16 protein-coding genes, 3 tRNA genes and 1 pseudogene are annotated in these 19,970 nt (G+C 27.3%); 7 read left to right on the top strand and 13 right to left on the bottom strand.

Translation table 4 applies throughout. The annotated features are described in order from the left end of the window. Positions 1–107 precede the first annotated feature (107 nt). Positions 108–593, bottom strand: a complete 486-nt coding sequence (locus tag JN03_RS00645; protein WP_036441959.1) for a dUTP diphosphatase — start codon at positions 591–593, stop codon at positions 108–110. A 58-nt stretch (positions 594–651) separates the two neighbouring features. Here JN03_RS00645 and JN03_RS00640 point away from each other — a divergent pair. The 3 genes from JN03_RS00640 (at position 652) to JN03_RS00630 (ending at position 1,137) form a co-directional block, all read left to right on the top strand. Then, positions 652–735, top strand: a tRNA-Leu gene (locus JN03_RS00640). Between the two features lie 234 nt (positions 736–969). Further along, positions 970–1,056, top strand: a tRNA-Leu gene (locus JN03_RS00635). A gap of 5 nt (positions 1,057–1,061) precedes the next feature. Beyond that, positions 1,062–1,137: transfer RNA gene (locus JN03_RS00630), tRNA-Lys, on the top strand. A 97-nt stretch (positions 1,138–1,234) separates the two neighbouring features. Here JN03_RS00630 and JN03_RS08465 read toward each other — a convergent pair. The 6 genes from JN03_RS08465 to dnaA all read right to left on the bottom strand — a co-directional run bounded on the left by JN03_RS08465 (position 1,235) and on the right by dnaA (position 6,170). Beyond that, positions 1,235–2,344 carry an alanine/ornithine racemase family PLP-dependent enzyme gene (locus JN03_RS08465; RefSeq protein WP_134076462.1) on the bottom strand — a complete coding sequence of 370 codons (1,110 nt, stop codon included), beginning with the start codon at positions 2,342–2,344 and terminating at the stop codon, positions 1,235–1,237. A gap of 210 nt (positions 2,345–2,554) precedes the next feature. Further along, positions 2,555–3,088, bottom strand: a complete 534-nt coding sequence (locus JN03_RS00620; protein ID WP_134076461.1) for a cysteine hydrolase family protein — start codon at positions 3,086–3,088, stop codon at positions 2,555–2,557. Positions 3,089–3,142: 54 nt separating this feature from the next. After that, complete coding sequence (rpmB, locus tag JN03_RS00615; RefSeq protein WP_036441950.1) at positions 3,143–3,340, bottom strand: 50S ribosomal protein L28; 198 nt, start codon at positions 3,338–3,340, stop codon at positions 3,143–3,145. Positions 3,341–3,438: 98 nt separating this feature from the next. Further along, a complete protein-coding gene (locus JN03_RS00610) occupies positions 3,439–3,657 on the bottom strand; it encodes an RNA-binding S4 domain-containing protein (RefSeq protein WP_036441948.1) in 219 nt (72 codons plus the stop codon). After that, a complete protein-coding gene (gene dnaN / locus JN03_RS08460) occupies positions 3,658–4,755 on the bottom strand; it encodes a DNA polymerase III subunit beta (RefSeq protein ID WP_134076460.1) in 1,098 nt (365 codons plus the stop codon). A gap of 14 nt (positions 4,756–4,769) precedes the next feature. Beyond that, positions 4,770–6,170, bottom strand: coding sequence for a chromosomal replication initiator protein DnaA (dnaA, locus tag JN03_RS00600; RefSeq protein WP_134076459.1), 1,401 nt, complete (start codon positions 6,168–6,170; stop codon positions 4,770–4,772). 544 nt (positions 6,171–6,714) lie between these two features. Between dnaA and rpmH the strand changes: the two genes are divergently transcribed. The 4 genes and pseudogenes from rpmH to JN03_RS00580 all read left to right on the top strand — a co-directional run. Beyond that, entirely contained in the window at positions 6,715–6,861 is a 147-nt protein-coding gene (rpmH, locus tag JN03_RS00595) for a 50S ribosomal protein L34 (RefSeq protein WP_036441939.1), read from the top strand. A 74-nt stretch (positions 6,862–6,935) separates the two neighbouring features. Continuing rightward, positions 6,936–7,262, top strand: coding sequence for a ribonuclease P protein component (rnpA, locus tag JN03_RS08455; RefSeq protein ID WP_254735335.1), 327 nt, complete (start codon positions 6,936–6,938; stop codon positions 7,260–7,262). After that, positions 7,240–9,348 carry a membrane protein insertase YidC gene (gene yidC, locus JN03_RS08450; RefSeq protein WP_134076458.1) on the top strand — a complete coding sequence of 703 codons (2,109 nt, stop codon included), beginning with the start codon at positions 7,240–7,242 and terminating at the stop codon, positions 9,346–9,348. The genes rnpA and yidC overlap by 23 nt, the downstream gene beginning before the upstream one ends. A gap of 341 nt (positions 9,349–9,689) precedes the next feature. Beyond that, a pseudogene (locus JN03_RS00580) lies at positions 9,690–10,100 on the top strand (UpaP162 family type II restriction enzyme); the annotation flags it as partial. Positions 10,101–10,376: 276 nt separating this feature from the next. On the opposite strand, the gene JN03_RS08445 reads toward JN03_RS00580, so the two are convergent. From JN03_RS08445 to JN03_RS08425, 6 genes are all read right to left on the bottom strand, one after another. Beyond that, entirely contained in the window at positions 10,377–13,607 is a 3,231-nt protein-coding gene (locus JN03_RS08445) for a DEAD/DEAH box helicase (RefSeq protein WP_134076456.1), read from the bottom strand. A 164-nt stretch (positions 13,608–13,771) separates the two neighbouring features. Further along, positions 13,772–15,685: an MnuA family membrane nuclease gene (locus tag JN03_RS08440; protein WP_134076455.1), complete on the bottom strand. Its 1,914-nt coding sequence runs from the start codon at positions 15,683–15,685 to the stop codon at positions 13,772–13,774. Positions 15,686–15,892: 207 nt separating this feature from the next. Continuing rightward, on the bottom strand, positions 15,893–16,192 hold the full coding sequence (locus JN03_RS00565; RefSeq protein WP_036441928.1) for a thioredoxin family protein: 300 nt from the start codon (positions 16,190–16,192) through the stop codon (positions 15,893–15,895). A 98-nt stretch (positions 16,193–16,290) separates the two neighbouring features. Continuing rightward, positions 16,291–17,730: a proline--tRNA ligase gene (proS, locus tag JN03_RS08435; RefSeq protein WP_134076454.1), complete on the bottom strand. Its 1,440-nt coding sequence runs from the start codon at positions 17,728–17,730 to the stop codon at positions 16,291–16,293. Between the two features lie 13 nt (positions 17,731–17,743). Then, the gene (locus JN03_RS08430; RefSeq protein ID WP_036443783.1) at positions 17,744–18,685 is read right to left on the bottom strand and encodes a hypothetical protein; all 942 of its coding nucleotides are present in this window, start codon (positions 18,683–18,685) and stop codon (positions 17,744–17,746) included. 5 nt (positions 18,686–18,690) lie between these two features. After that, the gene (locus JN03_RS08425) at positions 18,691–19,884 is read right to left on the bottom strand and encodes a phosphopentomutase (protein ID WP_036441920.1); all 1,194 of its coding nucleotides are present in this window, start codon (positions 19,882–19,884) and stop codon (positions 18,691–18,693) included. Positions 19,885–19,970: the final 86 nt, after the last annotated feature.

Below are 19,970 nucleotides of genomic sequence, written 5' to 3'. Positions count from 1 at the left end.
AAAGATTTAAGTTCAAAAATCATAAAAATAAATTGAAATTTTGAAGTTTATTATCCAAAATTTCAAAAAAATTACCAGTTTATGGCAATTAATTTTCATACTTATTATTAGTAGTTATCAGCTATTCTTTTGAAATTTATTTTATTCTTTTTGAAATAAGCTTCACATAAACTTTCTTCTGTAATACCGACAATTTTTCCCAAACCTAAATAAGCTCCATAGGCCACTTTTAATGAACTTACTGTAACTTTTTTTAAAAGTTTTGCAAAAGTCTTATATACATAAGCTAGTTGCAAACTAAAATCTTGTGATTTTTGAATAATCTTGATTTCTGAATCAAGTTTATAAACTAGTGCCAAGCTAGTTAGAAAATGCACTCCATCAGCAAATTCTTCTTGCATTTTTTCATTATCTATTTCTTTATGTTTTTTTCAATATTTGAAGGATTTAACTTCATTTGCAAATTCACCAAGTTCAACCAAAAGAGCAATTACTTTTTTAGTGTCTAAATATTTTTCATTTGGATCAATCACTTTTTTGAGCAATGTCTCATCCAAACTAACTTGAGTTTCAAAAATCATTTTTAAATTCATAAATTTTATTATATATGAAAAATTAAATAAAAATGTTTATAATAATAATTGCTTTTACGCTCCAGTGGCGGAATGGTAGACGCAGTTGACTCAAAATCAACCGACCAAAATCGTGCTGGTTCAAGTCCAGTCTGGAGCACCATGTATAAATAGGTATCATTTCACATAGACAATCAAGTCTATGTGTTTTTATTTTAAATTGTTTTAAAAATAATTAAAGCTAAAAAAGGTTAAAAAAATAATAATTTAAATGTCTAAAAAATAAGTAGAAACCTTATTTATTTATGCATATAACTTCTTATTATTTAGGTTTATAAATTAATTAAATTTTTTTAGAAAAATATATTATAATAATAAACGCATTTTAATACTAAATGCCCGAGTGGCGGAATGGTAGACGCTAGGGACTTAAAATCCCTTGACTGTAATGGTCGTGCTGGTTCAAGTCCAGTCTCGGGCACCATATATGCGCCCTTAGCTCAGGCGGTAGAGCAAATGGCTTTTAACCATTGGGTCAGAGGTTCGAGTCCTCTAGGGCGTACCATTTCAGGAAACTGGCAAAATAAAAGAGCGTGTAGCTCTTTTTAATTTTTTATTTTGTTTTATTATTAACAATTTTTATTTAAAATGGGAAATATTGTTTATTTTGTTTTCTTACGAGAAGTAGTTTCTTTATTTTCAAATACTTTTTCTACATATTTTGAATTAAATAAATATAGTAATGATCCTCAATCAAGAGCAAATGTTACGATATCTCCAACTTTATAATCTATTTTTGAATCATTTGCATTTATGATTAAATGGTCTGATGAACCACCTAATATTTTTAAATCTTGGTCATATGGGATCATTGCATCAAACATAGTATCTAATTTTCCAATCCCTAAAATAATTCTTTTAATAGTGCCTATGTCTTCAAAATATGGCTTATGTCCAAATGCATCAATTCCACATTCACCAACTGGAAGTGAACTTTTGTAATCAACTTCAATCACTTCTGCTTCACATCTAAAAGCATCGCGATACATACCTTCTATAGTTTTACGGTACATATCTTCAGTGCCAAAAATCATTGCGAATCCCATACGTAAGAAATTGATTTCTTTAGGCATTCTGTTTTCTCAAACCATATGTAAGCTTAGTGAATTACCACCTAACATATGGGTTAATTTTACATTATGATCTTTTTCAATTTGATGTTGTAATTCAACAAAAGTTTTCATTGATTCATCAGAAGGAATTCTTGCTCCATAGCATCCGAAGTTGCAACCTAATCCTATAAGTCTTACACCTTTTAGTTTCATAATTTTGTCGCAAACTTCTTTTGTTTCTTCAGGCAAAATCCCTTCACGTCTATCACCTAAGTCTATCATTAAAACTATTTCATGAGGTTTTAGATTGTTTTTGATGCAGTATTCACTAATTTTTTCGATTACACCATAATCGCCATTTAAACTAGAATCACATTTTGAAACTACTTCGGGAATTTCTGAAATTAAAGGAATTCTAAGCAGTTGCTTATGTCCTTTAATGTCACTATAAACATCAAAATTTTCTAGTCTTGAATCACCAAAATATTCAATTCCACATTCGCTATATAATTCAGCCATCCTTCTGTTTCCACAAAAACCTTTGGTAACAGCAAGTACTTTTATATTATTTTTTTTGCAAATTTCTATTGCTTGTTTTACATTAGTTTTGAATTTAAATTCATCAATTATTATTCTGGGATATTTATTTTTTTTAGTCATTTTAATCTTAAATGCAGTGATTTTTTTCCTTGTTAAATCTTTGAGATTATTAACATTATAACCAATAAAAAATTGTTATATAAAATTAACAAACATTTTGATAAATGACCAAAATGCAATAAATTTGCGATATGTAAGATGTATCAAATTATAGAAAAGTACCAAGAAATTTATCTTTTGGTTTAAACAAAAATTAGATGATTTTATGAGTTATTCAATGATAATCCCTGCATTTTGAAGCAGTTTCAATGCAAATTTATTGTATTCATCACGGTTGTGTGATGGTGTATCAAAAGTATCAACTAGTGAAGATTTTATAATTACTTTTTTGTTATGACCAATATAATTTAAATAAGTTTTTAAGTTCAAACCAAATTGAAGAATACAAATATCAGTGCAGCATCCTGTGATGATAAATTCATCATATTTTGAAAGGATTTCGGGATTTAACACTAAAAAAGAATTAGTTGTATTTTTTTCAATTTTGGTTTTAACATAAGGTTTGAGGTCTTTAACTATTTCTGCTTCAGATGTATTTTTTAGGCAATGATATGGATATTGTTCCATTTCAATATCATCTTTTGAATGAGCATCACAAAAGAAAATATTATCATGTTGTTTGTTTGTTTCAAGGTAATCTTTTATTTTAGAAACTAAGTTTGCAATATGTGGTGATGCTAAATTTCCTTCGTAGCAAAATCCATTCAACATATCAATAACGAATATTAATTTGTTTTGTTTCATAGTTTTATTATATTTAATTATTAATAAAAAATATCTCTTTAAGAGATATTAGTGTTAAGCAACAAGTCCATATTTTTTTAATGTTCTTGCGTTTTTTGCTGTTACTGAAATAGTTTTTTTAGAACCATTAGGTTGTAGAACAGTTACTTTTTGTAGGTTTAAGTCAAATGTTCTTTTGGTTGCATTTAAAGCATGTGATCTTCTGTTCCCACTTAATGCTTTTTGTCCTGTTAGACGATCTCTTCCTGGCATTTTTCTTCTCCTTAGTGTTTTATAATACGATAAAAAGTAATAAAGATAAATCAGCGTTAATATTTATGATATATATTGTATTACAAATAAAGCTTTTTTTATTGCATTTTAGAAGCAATTATTTTGTAAAGGCTATCATCAATTCAAACAGTATCGCCTGGTCTAATTTTGGCATTTCTTCCTGAAACTTCTTCGCCATTTACTGTGATTTTATGAGCTTTTAGGAAAAATTTTGCTTTACCACCAGTGTCAGTAATGCCAATTTTTTTTAAAAATTGGCTTACTTTAATTGAATCTCCGTAAATTTCAATTTCCATCTAAAAACCTTTTTGTGCAGTAAATAGTTGCAAACATCTTGGATTAGAATTTGATTTTGCAATCATTTTCAAATTATCTTTAGTAATTGAAATTGTGATTTCATCATCAAATACAGCAACTGCATCCTTTAAATATTTGATATTCATAGCAATTTTGACTTCACTTGATGAAAATTTAAAGTTTTGTGTTTTAACTTCAGCAACTGCTTTTTCTTCACGGGTAGAAAAAATGGTTAGATCTTTATCTTTGATTCACAATTTAATTTTATTGTAGTTTTCATTTGTGATAGCACTTACTTTTGTTAGTAGGTTATTAATTTCTTTTTTATCAATTACTAGTGTGTTAGCAAACTGAGTTGGAATAATTTTTGAAGTATCTAAATAAACTTGTTCAACTATTTTTGATTGAATAATTGAACTTCCAATTTGGAAAATGATTTTATGATCTGAAATGTAGAACAGTACTTTTCCATTTAGATCATAAGATAAAAGTGATTTTAGATTCTTAGCAATGATTGAAATATTGATATCAATATTTTCTTCAATATCTATAGTTTTTTCAGCATAACGATATCTATCGGTTGCTACCATTTTTAGAATCTTGTTTTTGGCTGATATATTAACACATGAAAGGATAATATTACGGTCATCAGGAGATGCTATATTTCAAACATCTTTTGCCACATCTTTTAATTTGTTTCAATCAATTGTAAGTTTTTCACCATATATGGTGAAATCTATTACTGGATAATCTGCTGCATTATATAAGTTTATTGAAAACTTGTCATTACCTGATGAAATCTTAATAAGATTGCCATCTACTTTCAAATGAATATCTTTATCAATTTTTTTAATAACATTTTTCAATAAACTTAATTCTGCCAAGCACACTCCTGGAGTTATTATCTTAGCATCTATTGAAGTAGGTATGGTATATTTAATACTTATTTCACCATCTGATCCCATGAAGGTAATTTGACTATCTTCTGCTTCTATTAAAACACCTTTCATTATTGGAAGAAAAGGATTTGATTCTACAGCACGAGTTACATTTTCAAGCGCTTCATCTAGTGTTAATTTATCTATAATTATTTCCATTGTTGTTCCTTACTTTATAGGATTTTATTTAAATTCTCATCAATTTTTTCTAATGCAAGTTTTAGTGTTGGATTAGTTTTCCGGTTGTTATCAACTCATTGAACTGAAACTATAACAGTTGAATGTGATTGCGCACCGAACATTTTACCAATTTGTTCTAGTGAATAATCAAAGTAATTTTTGATAATTCACATTGCAATTCTTCTAGCCATAACAACTTCTTCTTTTCTTGTTTTGGAAGTGATTTTTTTCTTATCGATTTTGTAATATTTTGAAACTACTTCAATTATTTTATCTGGTGTAATTGTTTCTTTAATTTGAGAAACATATTGGAAGATTGATTTAATAGTTGCTATATCATAAGTGAAAAAATCATCATCTTGCTTAAATAGTTTTATCCGGTTTATGGCACCTTCTAATGAACGTATGGAAGTAGAGAAATTCCGAGCAATGAATTTAAGACTCTCATTTTCTCAATATTCAGGATTTATATCATTTTCACGTAATTTGAATTTTAGAATTTCAATCACATCTTCTAGTTCAAGTGTATTTATATTAACAATGATTCCACCTGAAAAACGTGTGATGAATCTTTGTTCAAATCCTCCAAGTTCAGAAGGAGATTTATCGGCAGCTATTATGATTTGCTTATTGTTGTTAATTAAGTGATTTAAGATATTAAATAAAACATTTAGTGTGTTTTCTTTATGAGCATATTGTTGAATGTCATCAAACATAACACAATCATAGGCGATAATTTCATCAACAATTTTATTTATTTCATCTTGATTTTTATTACGAAGTTGTTCAACTAATTTTCTAGTAAGATCATCAGGATTTATATACAAACAGGTTTTTCCTTGCTTTAAATATTCATTTCCCATAGCATGTAGTAAATGGGTTTTTCCAAGACCGCTATCGCTATGCACAAAAAATGGTGAAATTTCAACTTTTTGTGATTCACAAATATTTTTCGCAGCTTTTATTGTAAATGAATTGAATTTACCAATTGCATAATTTTCAAATTTTAGATTTTCTCTAATATTTGTTTTTATATTTTTTACAGTTTCTTTTTGGTTTTTGTTTGCATTTTCTTCATTTTGTAAATCTAGAGCATGCAATGCATTTAATTCTTCGATATCAGTAATTAAGATAATATTCATTTTTTTACTATAAACATTATGAATTGCACGTTCTATTGAAGAAAAATAACTATTTTTTAATAAATCCTTTATTTGATGAGGAACTAAGAGGTAAATAATTTCAGGTTCTTCATACACAATTTGTACATTTGAAAACAAGTGTTCAAAAGCAAAATCATCACTTAAATTATTTTTAAGTTCATTTTTAAAAGTAAGATTGTTGGCTCTAATTGTGAGTTGTTTATCTGAATTTTCGCTTTGATTATTATTCATATATTTAAATGATAAATTAGAATTTTAAAAATTAATATATTAACCAATAATATTTTATGTTTTTGACACGAAATGACAAAGTTATTAACAATTAATTACAAAAAATTCCTCTTTACAGAAGGATAAATTTTAATAATTAACAATTTTTTCCAAAAATTTTTTTGTGAATAACTTTGTTTGTCAATAAAACGAGGAAAAACATAAGTTTTTAGCAATTTCACCGCTCATAGTTTCAAAAATAACCTTAATTTTTTCACCATTAAATAATCAAATGAAGTTCTTATGAGACTAAGGTGTCGATTATTTAATTTACTTTAACAAATTTCAATTAATTTAGAATGTAGTTTTTAAAAACCACATATTTTTTTTATCTAAAAAATAAAACTAAAAATGGCCAATTATAAAAATATTTACTAGTATTCAAAACAATGCAAACAAAATTATAAAAATTTGTTAAAATATAATAATTATTTTATAAAACATATTAATCAGTTTTAATTTGGAAAATTTATCTTTAAGTCATTAAAGTGGAATAGGAGTATTTATGAAAAGAACTTATCAACCTAAAAAACGTAAACACATCAAAGTTCACGGATTTATGGCAAGAATGCAAACTAAAAACGGTAGAAAAGTTTTGGCTGCAAGACGTGCAAAGGGAAGAAAAAGATTAACTGTATCAGATTCTAAGTAAAAAGAATTTGATTTATTTTTTACTTTAATAGTTAATTTATGCACTTATTATTAATGTTTAATAAAAATAATATATTGAAAAAAAATTGAGAATTTCAAAAAATTCTCAATCAAAAAAAGCAAATTGTTGAGACTAATTTAATTATTTATTTCTTACCATCAGAAACACTAAAAGTAGGAATTGCTATTCCGAAACAATTTGCTAAAGCAGTCGAACGTAATCATTATAAAAATCAAATCAAGGCAATTTTGAGAAGTATTCCTTGAATTGAAGAAGTAAATTTACGTTGTGTACTTATTGCAAGAAAAAGTTTTATGCATCTTGATTTTGCCAAAAAACAAGAAAGCATAGTCAGATTATTTGAAAGGTTTAGAAAAAATGGCAAAGTTAAAGAAATCTAAGTTTTATGATGAATTTAATACAGCTAAATCAAGCGAACAAAAAACGCCTCGCCAAATATGATCAAAAATATGAAGATGACTAAAAATCATTCTAATAGTTATTTTTGTAAGTGTTGGTCTTATTGGTTGTGTGCAATCATTTGTGACTAAAACATCATCAAAAGTTGGATCAGGATATGAATTTTATGCTTCTAAAAAACAAATATCTCCTAATATTGAAGTATTAAGATACAATGCTAATACTAATGCTTTTGAAATCTTAAACACTGATAAATTTATTGCTAAGAACCCTTTTCTAGGACTTAATAATAAAAACAATGATCTGATTGAAAAACTAAAAAAACAAGATGAACAAACTGGTGCGGTTTATGGTTCTTATGGCGGTAGTTCACTAGCTTTACAATTAGAAGTTCCTACAAAAACTAATGCTAAGAAATTTGAAGTTCTAAATGGCGAAATTTATAATGATGGAAATAAATTTACTTACATCAATACAAGCCCAGGAATTGCAGGGTCAAAAAACTATACACCAATAACACATTTTACTAATATAGATAGTTTCTATTATTTAGTTCATGCGCAAAGTACAACTGATAGCGACAAATATACTTTCCAAAGATATGACAAATTAAAATCTAAGGAATATCGTAGAATTGAAGGTAAACTTGAAGGTGGATCTTCAGTGGTAGAAAAATTTGCTCGCGATAATCTTCAAATTTTATTTAATGAAACTTTCAAACAATGATTTGAAAATAACACCGGAAATATTCAATGATTATTAGAACCTACCATCAAAACTGATGAAGATCATAAAGCAATTACCAATGGAAGTAAAATTTATTCAACACCACAAATAAATTTCAAAGATCCAAGTGTTACATTTGAACAAAAAATGACACGTTTCAATGAGTTTATAAATATCTTCAATACTGCTATTGTTTCTGATAAATTTGAAACCACTACAAGTATTTTCCAAGATGATCCTACTGCTCCTTGAAAACAACCTACATTTGCAAATCTTAAAAATCAAGAAAAAGAAAAAGAGTTGAACAAGTGAAATAAATACTTGTGATTAAAAGAAGCTTCAAACTTCATTGCAATGTTGGATGTAGTGTTTCATAAATATACAAATTATGTAAATTACAAAAACTCATTCACTAAAGACGGAAAAGCAATTTACATTAAATCTAATCTAACTAAAGTAGGAAATGTTAATAATAATGCTCAAATTGCATATCTTCTAGCTCCTAGTGGCGGTACAATACCTCACAAACCGCTTTCGACAATGAGTGATTATTGAAAACAAGGTCCTTTCTTTGGAATGTTTGTACAACCTATAAACTTGATGATTAGCAAGATTTCAACAAGTTTAGGAACTACAGGATGAAGTGTTATACTTGCCTTAACCATTACTGTTATCATTGTTAGATTAATTGCTTTCTTCATTTCACTTAAATCAGCATTTGGTCAATCTAAACTTGAAGAAGTTAACCAAAAGAAAGCTAAAATTGAAGCTAAATATGCTGATTTAAAACACGATAAAGCAGCTCAGCAACGTAAACAAGTAGAAATCTCACAGCTTTACAAAGAAGCTAAAATATCACCATTTACTGCATTGATTTCTTCATTTGTTACTCTTCCTATTCTTATTGTTGTGTTTAGAATTATTTCTGCAGCACCTGAAATCAAACAAGTTTCTTGATATGGTATTCAGTTCTCAGCATCATCAATTTCACGTGTTATAGCAAAAGACTTTATATATCTACCATTCATTATAGTTTCCGTCGGTATCCAAGCACTAGCACAATATCTACCAAAACTCTTGAACTTAAAGAAAAATAAAAATGCATTTAGAACTGATGTATATGCTCAACAAGCCGCCAAAAAAGGTAATAAAACAAGTAATATGATTCAAATCTTGTTCATTGGTATGGGGGCGATATTCAGCACAGGTCTACAAATCTATTGAATAATTGGTGGGCTTTGAACAATAGGTGAAAGATTATTTGTTCACTACTTTATGAAAACTAGATTCTATAAAGAGAAAATTGAACCAAAAATTTTTCCACAAACTAAAACAGCTTAATAATTTAAAACAAAAACAAATAAAAACATACAACAAATTAAACCTAGAAAAAATATTAGACTCAAATCAAAAAAAAGATTTGAGTTTTTTTATTTTAAAATTTATGATTAAAGGCAAGGATTAATTTTATTCAATTCTATTTCATTTGAATTCTCAATTTAGTAAATAGGGTTCAATTAACCATTTTTTTATAAAAATAGAAAATATTGATAATATACTAAAACAAAAGTACATTAAAATTAATTTTGATAGAAGTTAAAAAATAAAATATTCAAAAAAATTTTTACATATATAATAAGAAATAGAAAAAAATATTTCACTCTTAATTTAAAAGAAAAAACAATTCTATTAAATCATCAATACCGATAGGTTATTTACTAGAAGAATATATTGTTAGCAAATTAGAAAATTATTTTGCAGCAAGCAAAAGATCTTCACTTATAATGATTCAAAATCAAAATTCTACTGCTCACGCTAGTTATGATTTTTCCATTTTGTTTGAAAATGAAATATTTTTAGTGAATTTAAAAGCAAATAAATCTAACAATAATGCAATTGCTGCAATTAATAAAATTTATGATGATTATGTTTTAAATAATACAAACAAATCGCTTCATTTTTTGATTTTAAAAATTAATTATTCTATTGGAAAATCAGAATTTGATAGCCAAGTAAAAGTATTAATAAAAGGAATAGATTTCATTCTTCCTTGAAGAAATTGATTTTTCAAAAGGTTGAAGTCAAGATCATAGAAATTGAAGCAAAGAATTAAATTTAAATTCAGGTAGGCTTCAAATTTCAAATAATTTTAGAATTAATAATAAATTAAAAATCGAAGCAATAAGCTATCAAAAAACTTGCGAATTTTTAAAATCAATGTTTCTTAAAAATACTGGCGACAAGATTGAATCATATAAAAAACATTTTGATATTAGCTAGCTTATTTTTATTAATTTCTTTTATTAATTAAATAAAAAAACTTCTCAAAAGATTTGAGAAGTAAATGTTTATTATGAAACTAATTTTAATTATTTATTTAAAAGTGCAGTGATGAATTTGTACATCGAAGGTTTATTTTCATTAAATCTGAAATTTGAAACACGGTAGATTGGATATCCTTTTACTGCCATAAAATCTGTTTTGATTCTATTTTCAATGAATTCATCAATGTTAATTTCATCAGCTACTGAATCTAAGTTAAGTCCAACAATAAAATTATTTTTCTTATCTAATATTGCCATATCGATATTGTATGATCCGATACAATAATCTAATTTAACTTTAATATCATTAGCAAAAGGCTGTTCGTTTAATCACATATTGATTTCAAAAATGAATTGTGATTTTTTCATCTTGCTACTTTCATTAATTAAAACTTCGGTGTAAGATTTTTGTTTTTCACTTGAAAGTTGAATGTAATTCAATCATTTTTTGAAAGTTAATAAATTATCGTTTTTTGGATCTATTTCAGTATTCTTAATACTTTTAATGATAATCATTTTATCTTTAGCACGAGTGATAGCAACATTTAATGCATTTCTGCCCTTGCGAGATCCTATATAAGTAGCATGTAGTGAAGTGTCTGCTGTATATCCAATTGAAGCTATAACTAAATCTGCTTCATCACCTTGGATGTTTTCTATGTTTCTTAAAATGACTTTATCTTCAAGGACTGCAAATATTTTAGGTGAAGTTAAAGCGATTTGTTCGCAAATATAATCTTGCTGTTTACGGTTGAAAGCAAGTAAAATTATTGAGTTATATCTGTTTAAATTTTTTTCACAGATTTCAATCATTTTCGCACATTCAACTTCGTTATGATTATCTTCTCATATTCCCCTTACATCAATAACTTCTATACTAGTTTTACTTTTCTTATTAAAACTATCAAGGCCTTTAAGTTTAGAGTTGTAAAATTCTTTACTTGAAAATAATACTAATTCACTTGAATTTGAACGGTAGTTCATTTCTAAAATATATTTAGGTAAATGGTTGTGAATTGCTCAATCAAGAAGCGAAGCTATTTCTTCTTCGGTGTATTCATCATCTGTTTCATCACGAGTGGCAAATCAATTTGTTGGTTGCATTTGTTGGCTATCGCCTGCAACTATAACTTTTTTACTGATTGAAATAAATGGGATTGCTTTCTCAATAAATATCTGACTGGCTTCATCAAAAATAACATAGTCAAATTTATCATTTTCAAAGTCGATAAAATTACCTAAAATTTCAGGAGTTCCAACAAAGATATTATAAACTTGCTTTATAATGTCGTTAAATAGTGAAGTTATAATGTAAGGCGGAGTAATTTTTCTTTCAAGACGACCAAAAAATTTGTTAAGTTTTTGGTGTTTTTTATCACTTAATGTACGGTAGTTATCAAGTTTCTTTTTACTGTTTAAAGCGCTATTATTATAAATAATTTCAAGTAGTTCAGGAGTAGTATTATCAGGCGATTTGAAATCTAGAAACTTAGAATATTCTTGTTCTTGATTATCAAATTGAATAAATGAATTTAATCTTATGAAATTAGATAGTTGAATTAAATCATAAATATCATATTTTGCTAAATGTCTTTTATAGAATGAAACTAATTTTTTGGTTAATGAAAAATTGAAATTGAATTCACCACTATAAGCATTGAAAATAGTTTTATTTTCACTTATTCTAAGCTTTTTAACTATTTTTCTTTTAGAAAGTTTTTTGTAATATTTATAAATTTTTAAAAAATCATTTTTTGATTTAAATTTATTGAAGAGTTTATAAAACTTAATTAAGTTATGTAAATCTTCATTTAAATTACCTTGCTTTTTTAGATTTTGATAAGCGTTTAAGTCTTTATTGAATATTTCGCCAATTTCACTCTTAGAATTCAAATAATTCATTTCAATTTTGTCAAAAAATCCAAGATCTATTTCACTTGTGCCTTGCATTTTGAATGAATTATTGATTTTGTTAAAATAGTCTATTATTGGCTTATAGAAATATTCTTTTTCCATTTTGCTAGTTTTAGCAGATTCGGAAAATTGAAATAGCATATTTTGATATTTTCCAAGTCTTTTTAAAACAACGTCAAGAGCAACTTTCTTTTGTGAGATAAATAAAGCTTTTTTATTGTTCTTGGCGATATTAATTAAAATATTAGCAATTGTTTGACTTTTACCGGTTCCTGGTGGACCTATAATAATGGCTGAATTGCATAAAGATCCTATAATAGCTTTTTCTTGACTAAAATCTGATGAAGTGATTCTTGCTATATTATTACTTTCGAGTGATTTTTCATGTGCTTCTTTATTGTAATTAAATAAATCATCTACTTTAATTAGCTTATCAATTTTATCTTGCGCAATTAAATTTAACATTACATCACGTAGTTTAGTTCCTGAAGGATTTCCTTGAAGTAGTACTGTTCCTTCTACTAATTCAATTTTTGCGTTGTTTTCAAAATTTTGTTTATTTAATTCATTAAATGGATTTGTAAAAATGTTGAAATCGTTTTTATCATTCCATAAAAAAGATTTTTGTAAATTTTGAATATCAGATAAAACATTGTTTAATGTTACATCTTCACCATCTACTAAAAATGGAAGTTTGTATTCGCTATGTTGTTCAAGTAAGTATTTCAATTTTTCATTTAAAATAATGTTTGTATCAGCATTTTGCAAGAATATAGAATCATTTTCAATTTTTATTTTTACGGCTTTCAAAATAAAAGGTGCATATAAATAAATATCATCCTTTCTAAATTTTAAAAAATACGTTCCAATATATAAAGGTCATAAGTTAGTTTCAGAATAAATTTCTTCAATCTTTTTAGCATTAGCTTTTCAAGTTTTTACAAAGTTGTAATTATTTTCAATAATTCTTTTCTTATAATAAGGAAGTCATTTTTGTGAATCAAGTGTTAAATTTTCTTCCATTTTAGGAGTTATTTGGAAGTCGCTTTCTTGCATTCAAATTTTGAAATTTTTAATGTTATTAATTAAATTTAACTTATCAAGTGAAGATTTTTCAATTGTGTTTTTTAATTGAATTTTGAATTCACTAGTTGCAAGAATGTCTCTAAGATTTTTAATGCCAATCAATTTTTTAAGATCACAATTAATATTATTATTACTTATTTTATAAAAAGTAGCATTGTCACCCTTGCTTTTGATATCGAGTAAATTATTCACTAATCTTTTGTATTTTGAAGATTGAATTTTCTTGACATCTATTTTCTTAACTTTGCCTGCATCTAATGCTAAAATCTGTTTCATAAAATCTTCCTTTAATTTAATAGTTCTAAAATTATAATTGTTAAATGTTAAATTGCTATAAATAAATTTTAAGTAGTTTTTATTCCTTATTTATTATTAATTTACGTTTTCGCGTTATTCAAAAACTAGAGTTTTGAGCCCTAGTTTTTGATAATTAAGTTATCTTATTTGAAATTTAATGTAAAGTGGATTGGACAGTGATCGGAAATATAATTATAAACAGCACCGAATGATTCTGTCACTGAACCAGAATAATAATGGTTACAATAATCTTTTCATTTTTTATATGAAGTTATTCCTGATTGTCAACCGAAAATATCTTGATTAACAAAATCTCATAACTTATATACTCCGGGGGTTGAATATTCAAGATTAGATTTTAATATAATTTTGTCGTAAGGATTTGAATATCCACCTTCTGTCGTTTGAAGTGAACTATAATTTTCAGATCCTTCATCTAGCAACATTTTTTCGGTAGTTAAAGAACCAAAAGCTTGCGAAGCAGCACCCGCTGGAATATTAGTATCTCCTTCAAAAACTACATCGTTATCATTAAATTTAGTCTCCATCCATTTAAACACATTTGGAATGTTTCAAGCTTCGTTTGCTTCACGCGCTCCTACACTGTGACCTATATTTGCTGAAGGTTCTATGTATTCGTATTTGCCGGTGAGTTTGTTTTTCTTTTTAGCTCTACCTGGACCATCAAAGTGTGATATAGCAAATACAAAATCTTTATTAGATAGCGATTGATTCAATAATTCTCATTTTACACAAAATGGGGTACGAGCATATTCGTTTAAATCACTATTAAAGTGATTTACAAATCCAGTACCATCATAGAAATGACCTAATTTCCCATTAGTTTCAACAGGGGCTACTTTATTATTTTTATATATGTAATCAGCAGCCCTATCACCATGAGGAATTTGTGTAATGGATTGTCCCATACTATCGTGGTAATCGCCAGTTACATAACTTCAACTATTGCCTGTACCTTTTTTATTTTCAAGTTCATTCAATAATTCAACAATTATCGGAGACACTTCTATTGAATCTAGTTCGGTTAATCCTACTATATCATATTGCTGATTATGTATTATTGAAGCAATTGCATGAGCTTTTGCTTTGGGTTTCTCCCCGTTAGGTAATGCCTTTTCACCAAAGTTGCATACATTTCAATGTGCTAATTTTAATGAAGTAGCTGAAGTAGAACCACTTCCGCCCCCCCCAGTACTGGCTTTTTTAAATCCTCTAATTTCAAAATTGATTGGTTGACTTTTTTCGCCAGTTTTAACGTTTGAAAGTACAAATTTAATAGTTAATACTCCACCATTATTATTAGGATTTAAAGTTTTTATTTCTAAATTAAAGGCTGAAGTATTATATCCAGATGCTTGAAGATCACTTTTTTGAACTTCTGATGGTAATGTTTGGTTTAATATTTTTCCATTAGTTAATGTAAAACTAACTTTTTTAGCTTCGAAATTGATGTCATCTTTTAAAGAAAATTGATATTCAATTACATCAGAAGTTTCTCCTTCATCGATACTTTTGACATTATATAAAATTTTTAATGTGCCTTCAACATCATTAGGCTTTAGTTCTTTTATATCAACTTCATATAAATCTTCATCGAGATCGAATACTATTAAATCACTTTTTTCAATCTCTGAAGGTTTCTTTTTCTGTGCTTCTGAAGTTAATTCAAATTTAATGTTTAGTGCAATTTTGTTAATTTCAGAAATAGGCGATGTTAATTGGAAAGAAACTTCTTTTTGTTCTGAAATTTCATTAGATACCTTGTGTAAAACACGATATTTTATAGTTATTTTATTTTTATTAACATCTCTTATCAATTCTTTGAATTTAATTTCATAGTTTGCGCTTTGTGAAGGGTTATTGAATTTAAATTCAAAATCATCAAGTGTAATTGTGGTTATTGGTTTACTTGGGTCTTTTAATAAAACAGTAACACCTTTGAATTTTTCCCATGGGTTTTTGCATTGAGTAGCGACCAAAAATAAAGGCGCAGCAAATGTAAATGACAATGGTACTAATAATGTACTTTTTCTCATAAAATATCTTGTTTTAAAGCCTTAAAAATTTATTTTCTATTTTTTTCTTTAGAAAAAAACTATGTGTATATTATATCACATACAGCCCTATAAAGCCCTAAGGGAACATCAAATAAGGTATTTTTAAAAAAATAACGTTTTAAGATTTTTAAGAAAATAATAAAAATCGGACATATTTGTCCGATTAATTTATTTTTAATTGAAAAATTATTTGAATTTTTTAATTAGTTCTTCCATTGGCATATAGCCGCTAGTGCTATTTACTAATTTGCCATCTTTGTAGTAGAAAAGCGTTGGTATTCCATTCACATTCATTTCACGTGCAAAATCTATATTTTTATCAACATCAAAATCAAATACATTAATATCGGGATATCTTTGTGCTAATTTTTCAAGTTCTGGTCCAATCATTCTACATGGTGGACATCAAGTTGCTCTAAAAGCTATAATAGCTTTTCCAGTTAAATGTCTATCTTTTAATTCTTGTTGTGTAATTCTTTCTAGCATAATATCTCCTTCTGTTCAAATATTTTTAAAGAAAAAAGTATATATATTTTAGCACTCTTTTTTGTAAAGTGCTAGAAATAATTATTTTATTTTTTTTCCTAATAAGCACGAGCAAATATTACTATAGTGTCAGTTTTTTTGCCAGTATAAAAACATTTGCCTTTTAATTTCTTTGTGTCAATGAAACCAAGTTCAAAAGGAATACATCTGCTGCTTGCGCCTGTTTCTTCTTTAATTTTGATTTCATCATCAATACCACATGTAAAATTAGTTACAACTCATTTACCTTGGCTAATGGCTTCTTTAAAATTTTCGTAATTTGTAGCAATTACAAAGTTTTGTTTTAATCTATTAAGAGCTAAGTTGTATAAATTGTTTTGAATGTTTTCTAGAACTTTTTTTGCTTCAAATAAAACATCTTCAATTCCAACAGCAAATTTTTCAAGAGTATCACGACGAACAAATGTAACTTGATTTTGCTCTACATCCAATGGTCCAACTTCAATTCTTAAAGGAGTTCCATGAATTTCGCTATTAGCTGCTTTAAAGCCAGGGCTTTTTGTAGAAGTGTCTAAATTAACTGAAAATATTTGTGAAAGTCTTTCTTTTAAATATATTCCAAATTCGTGAACTTTAGGATTTTTGTTTGCAAGTATTTCAATAATATCTATTTGAATTGGGGCTATTTTAGGAGGAATAATAATTCCACGATCATCCCCATGAGTCATTATGATAGCTCCTAAAAGTCTTGTGCTAGTTCCTCAACTTGTACCATAAGGATGTTCAAATTCGTTGTTTTTGTTTTTGAATTTGACATCAAATACTTTGGTGAAATTTTGTCCAAGGTAATGACTTGTTGCTGATTGAAGCGCTTTCCCATCTTTCATCATCGCTTCAATTGTAAAAGTAAATTCTGCACCTGAGAATTTTTCTTTTGGAGTTTTTTGCCCTGATATAACTGGAATGGCAAGATATTCTGTAACAAATTCATAATATACTTGCAACATTTGTTTAGTAAAATCAACTGCTTCTTTTTCAAAAGAGTGAATGGTATGACCTTCTTGTCATAAAAATTCACGTGTTCTTAAAAAAGGGTTAGTGGTTTTTTCTCAACGCATAACATTAGCTCATTGATTCAATATTAAAGGAAGATCATTGTGAGATTCAATTTCGTTTTTGAAAAAATCCCCAAATAGAGTTTCACTTGTAGGACGGATGAAATATTTTTCAGTTAGTTTCTTACCGCCAACTTCTGTAACAGTTGCAAGTTCAGGATTGAAACCTTGCAAGTGGTCTTTTTCTTTTTGAAGCAAACTTTCTGGAATCAAAAGTGGTAGGTAAACATTTTTAACATCATTAGTTTTGAATTTTTCATCTAAAACTTTTCTAATGTTATCTCAGATACCAAAAGAAAGTGGTTTAAAAATAATAGAACCTTTTGAAGCTCCATAAGCCATTAAATCGCCATTTTGAATTACATCGGTAAATCATTTAGCAAAATTTTCATTTTGTGGTGTTATTTTTTCAAGTTTTTTCATAATCTTCCCTTTCTTATTGTGATTGTGCTTGAGTTGAGTTTTGAACTATTTCTGCAGTATTGTGATTTAAATAGTTTTGGTAGAAGATATCTCTTTCGGTTTTGTATTCTTTTTCATTGGCAAATGTTTTAATTTTGAAAAACTTTTGCAAACAAAATGTAATTAAAACTGTTCCTAAAATAATGCAAGCAAAAATTAATAAATCTATAAATACTGCTTTTGTTCATACAAATCATATGGGTATATTTGGATCGGGATTTTCCATAAATAAAGGTTTTGCAAGTGCAATAAATTGATATAGTACAGCAGCATAACTATGTCCGCCTATTATTTTATCTGTATAAGAGCCTTGCGTTTTATTATATCCATTTGCAAAAATGATTGAATAACTAATAGTGAACATTAAAAGATATATAGCAGGATAAACGCTTGAATTTCAAATATCACGTTTTACTAATATTAAATCATTTTTAGCAAATCCATATCCTATAAAACCTAAGATAAATGTAGTCATATGAGTGAAATAAATATGGAAATATTGGTAAAACTTTTTATTTTGCAAATGGTTTGGAAGTTTTTCCTGCATCCTATTGAATCTAGCGTGTAGCTCAAAAGATACAGCAGATCAATAAATAATAATACCCAGGATAAAATATGCCATTGCAAAGTTTAATAGTCTTCGTGCAAAAAACTGATGTTTTTTGCTTGTTCCGTAAATTAGCAAGGAAATAGCCATAAAAGCATTAATATGCACAGTTATAAAAGTAAATCGAAGTAAATAAAATAATACTTGTGTTTTAAAAGCTTTAATTCCAATTTGTTTGATTTGAAATATTTGCGTGTCATGAAATAAAAAATCATTAATTAGGATTAAAGAATTTAAAATAACTAAAACACTTCCAATAATAATAGCCATTTTTTGTGGCAATGATTTTTTTGAAAATTTAGTTTTCATTATGTTTAAATTAACTCATCAAAGATATCTTCACCAGTAGCACAAGTTGGAACATTGAAGTTTCTTGCTACAATATTACCAGCAGTTCCAAGTCCTTTAAAAGGAGTTTTAAAGACTTTTGGATTCTTAAACAATTTTGAAAAAATTGTGAAAGGCAAAGCTTCTCTTGTGTGATCTGAACCGGGCATAGTTGGATCATTTCCATGATCAGAAGTCATTATTAATAAATCATCTTCATGCATAGCACGAATTAATTTACCTAATTTAATATCAAGACGTGAAATGTTTTCACTATAACCAATTGCATTTCTTCTGTGTCCATAATGGCTATCAAATTGTACTAGGTTAACAAATATTAATTGGCTTTTTGAATCTGATGCAGCTATATCGATAGCAATATCCATATTCTCGTCATCTGATGCAGGTCCGTAAACTTTGTCTATACCCACGCCTGTAAAAATATCATTAATTTTTCCAACACCAATAACTTCAACGCCAGCTTTTTGCAAATCTTCTAGAATGATGTGGCTTGTAGGTTTATTTGCGTAATCATGACGATTAAATGTACGTGTAAATTTACCATTTTCGTAAACAAAAGGTCTTGAAATAACACGAGCAACATTTCATTCAGGTTTTGATGAACAAATTTTTCTTGCCTTTTTAGCGTATTCATTTAATTTATCAACACCTAATGTATTTTCATCGCCACAAATTTGAAGGGTTGAATCAGGAGAAGTGTAGATTATCATATCACCTGTTTCCATATGTTGTTTACCCAATTCTTCTAAAATGACAGTTCCTGATTCATGTCTATTTCCAATTATTTTACGATTATCAAAAGCTTTTGAAAGTTCTTTAACGAGGTCTTCTGGAAAACCTTTTTCAATAAATTGAGGATTAGGAATTTCGGTATAAACACCCATCATTTCTCAGTGTCCAGTTAAAGTGTCTTTCCCATTAGAAATTTCATGTATTTTTCCTACATAAGCTAAAGGTTTCTTTACACGACTTACATGCCCAGCAACTTGTGCAACTTCTGTAATTCCAAGTTTTGTTCAATTTGGAATATTCAAAGGAAGTACTTGTGAAGCGTGAAGGAAACTATTAGCACCTTTATCACCAAATTCTGCAGTTCTAGGTTCTTCACCAATACCTAAACCATCGGTAACTATAAAGAATATTCTTTTAAATTTATACATTTCTATGCGTCCTTTTTGATGTAAAAAAATATACAATTATTAAATAATAATTATATATCAAATTGTATATTTTGCAACTTCTAACT

This window comes from Metamycoplasma hyosynoviae (assembly GCF_004365165.1).
GTDB classification, from domain to species: Bacteria; Bacillota_I; Bacilli_A; order Mycoplasmatales; family Metamycoplasmataceae; genus Metamycoplasma; species Metamycoplasma hyosynoviae.
Note: the sequence above shows the minus strand (reverse complement) of the source record. Positions and strands in the feature narration are given on the sequence as shown.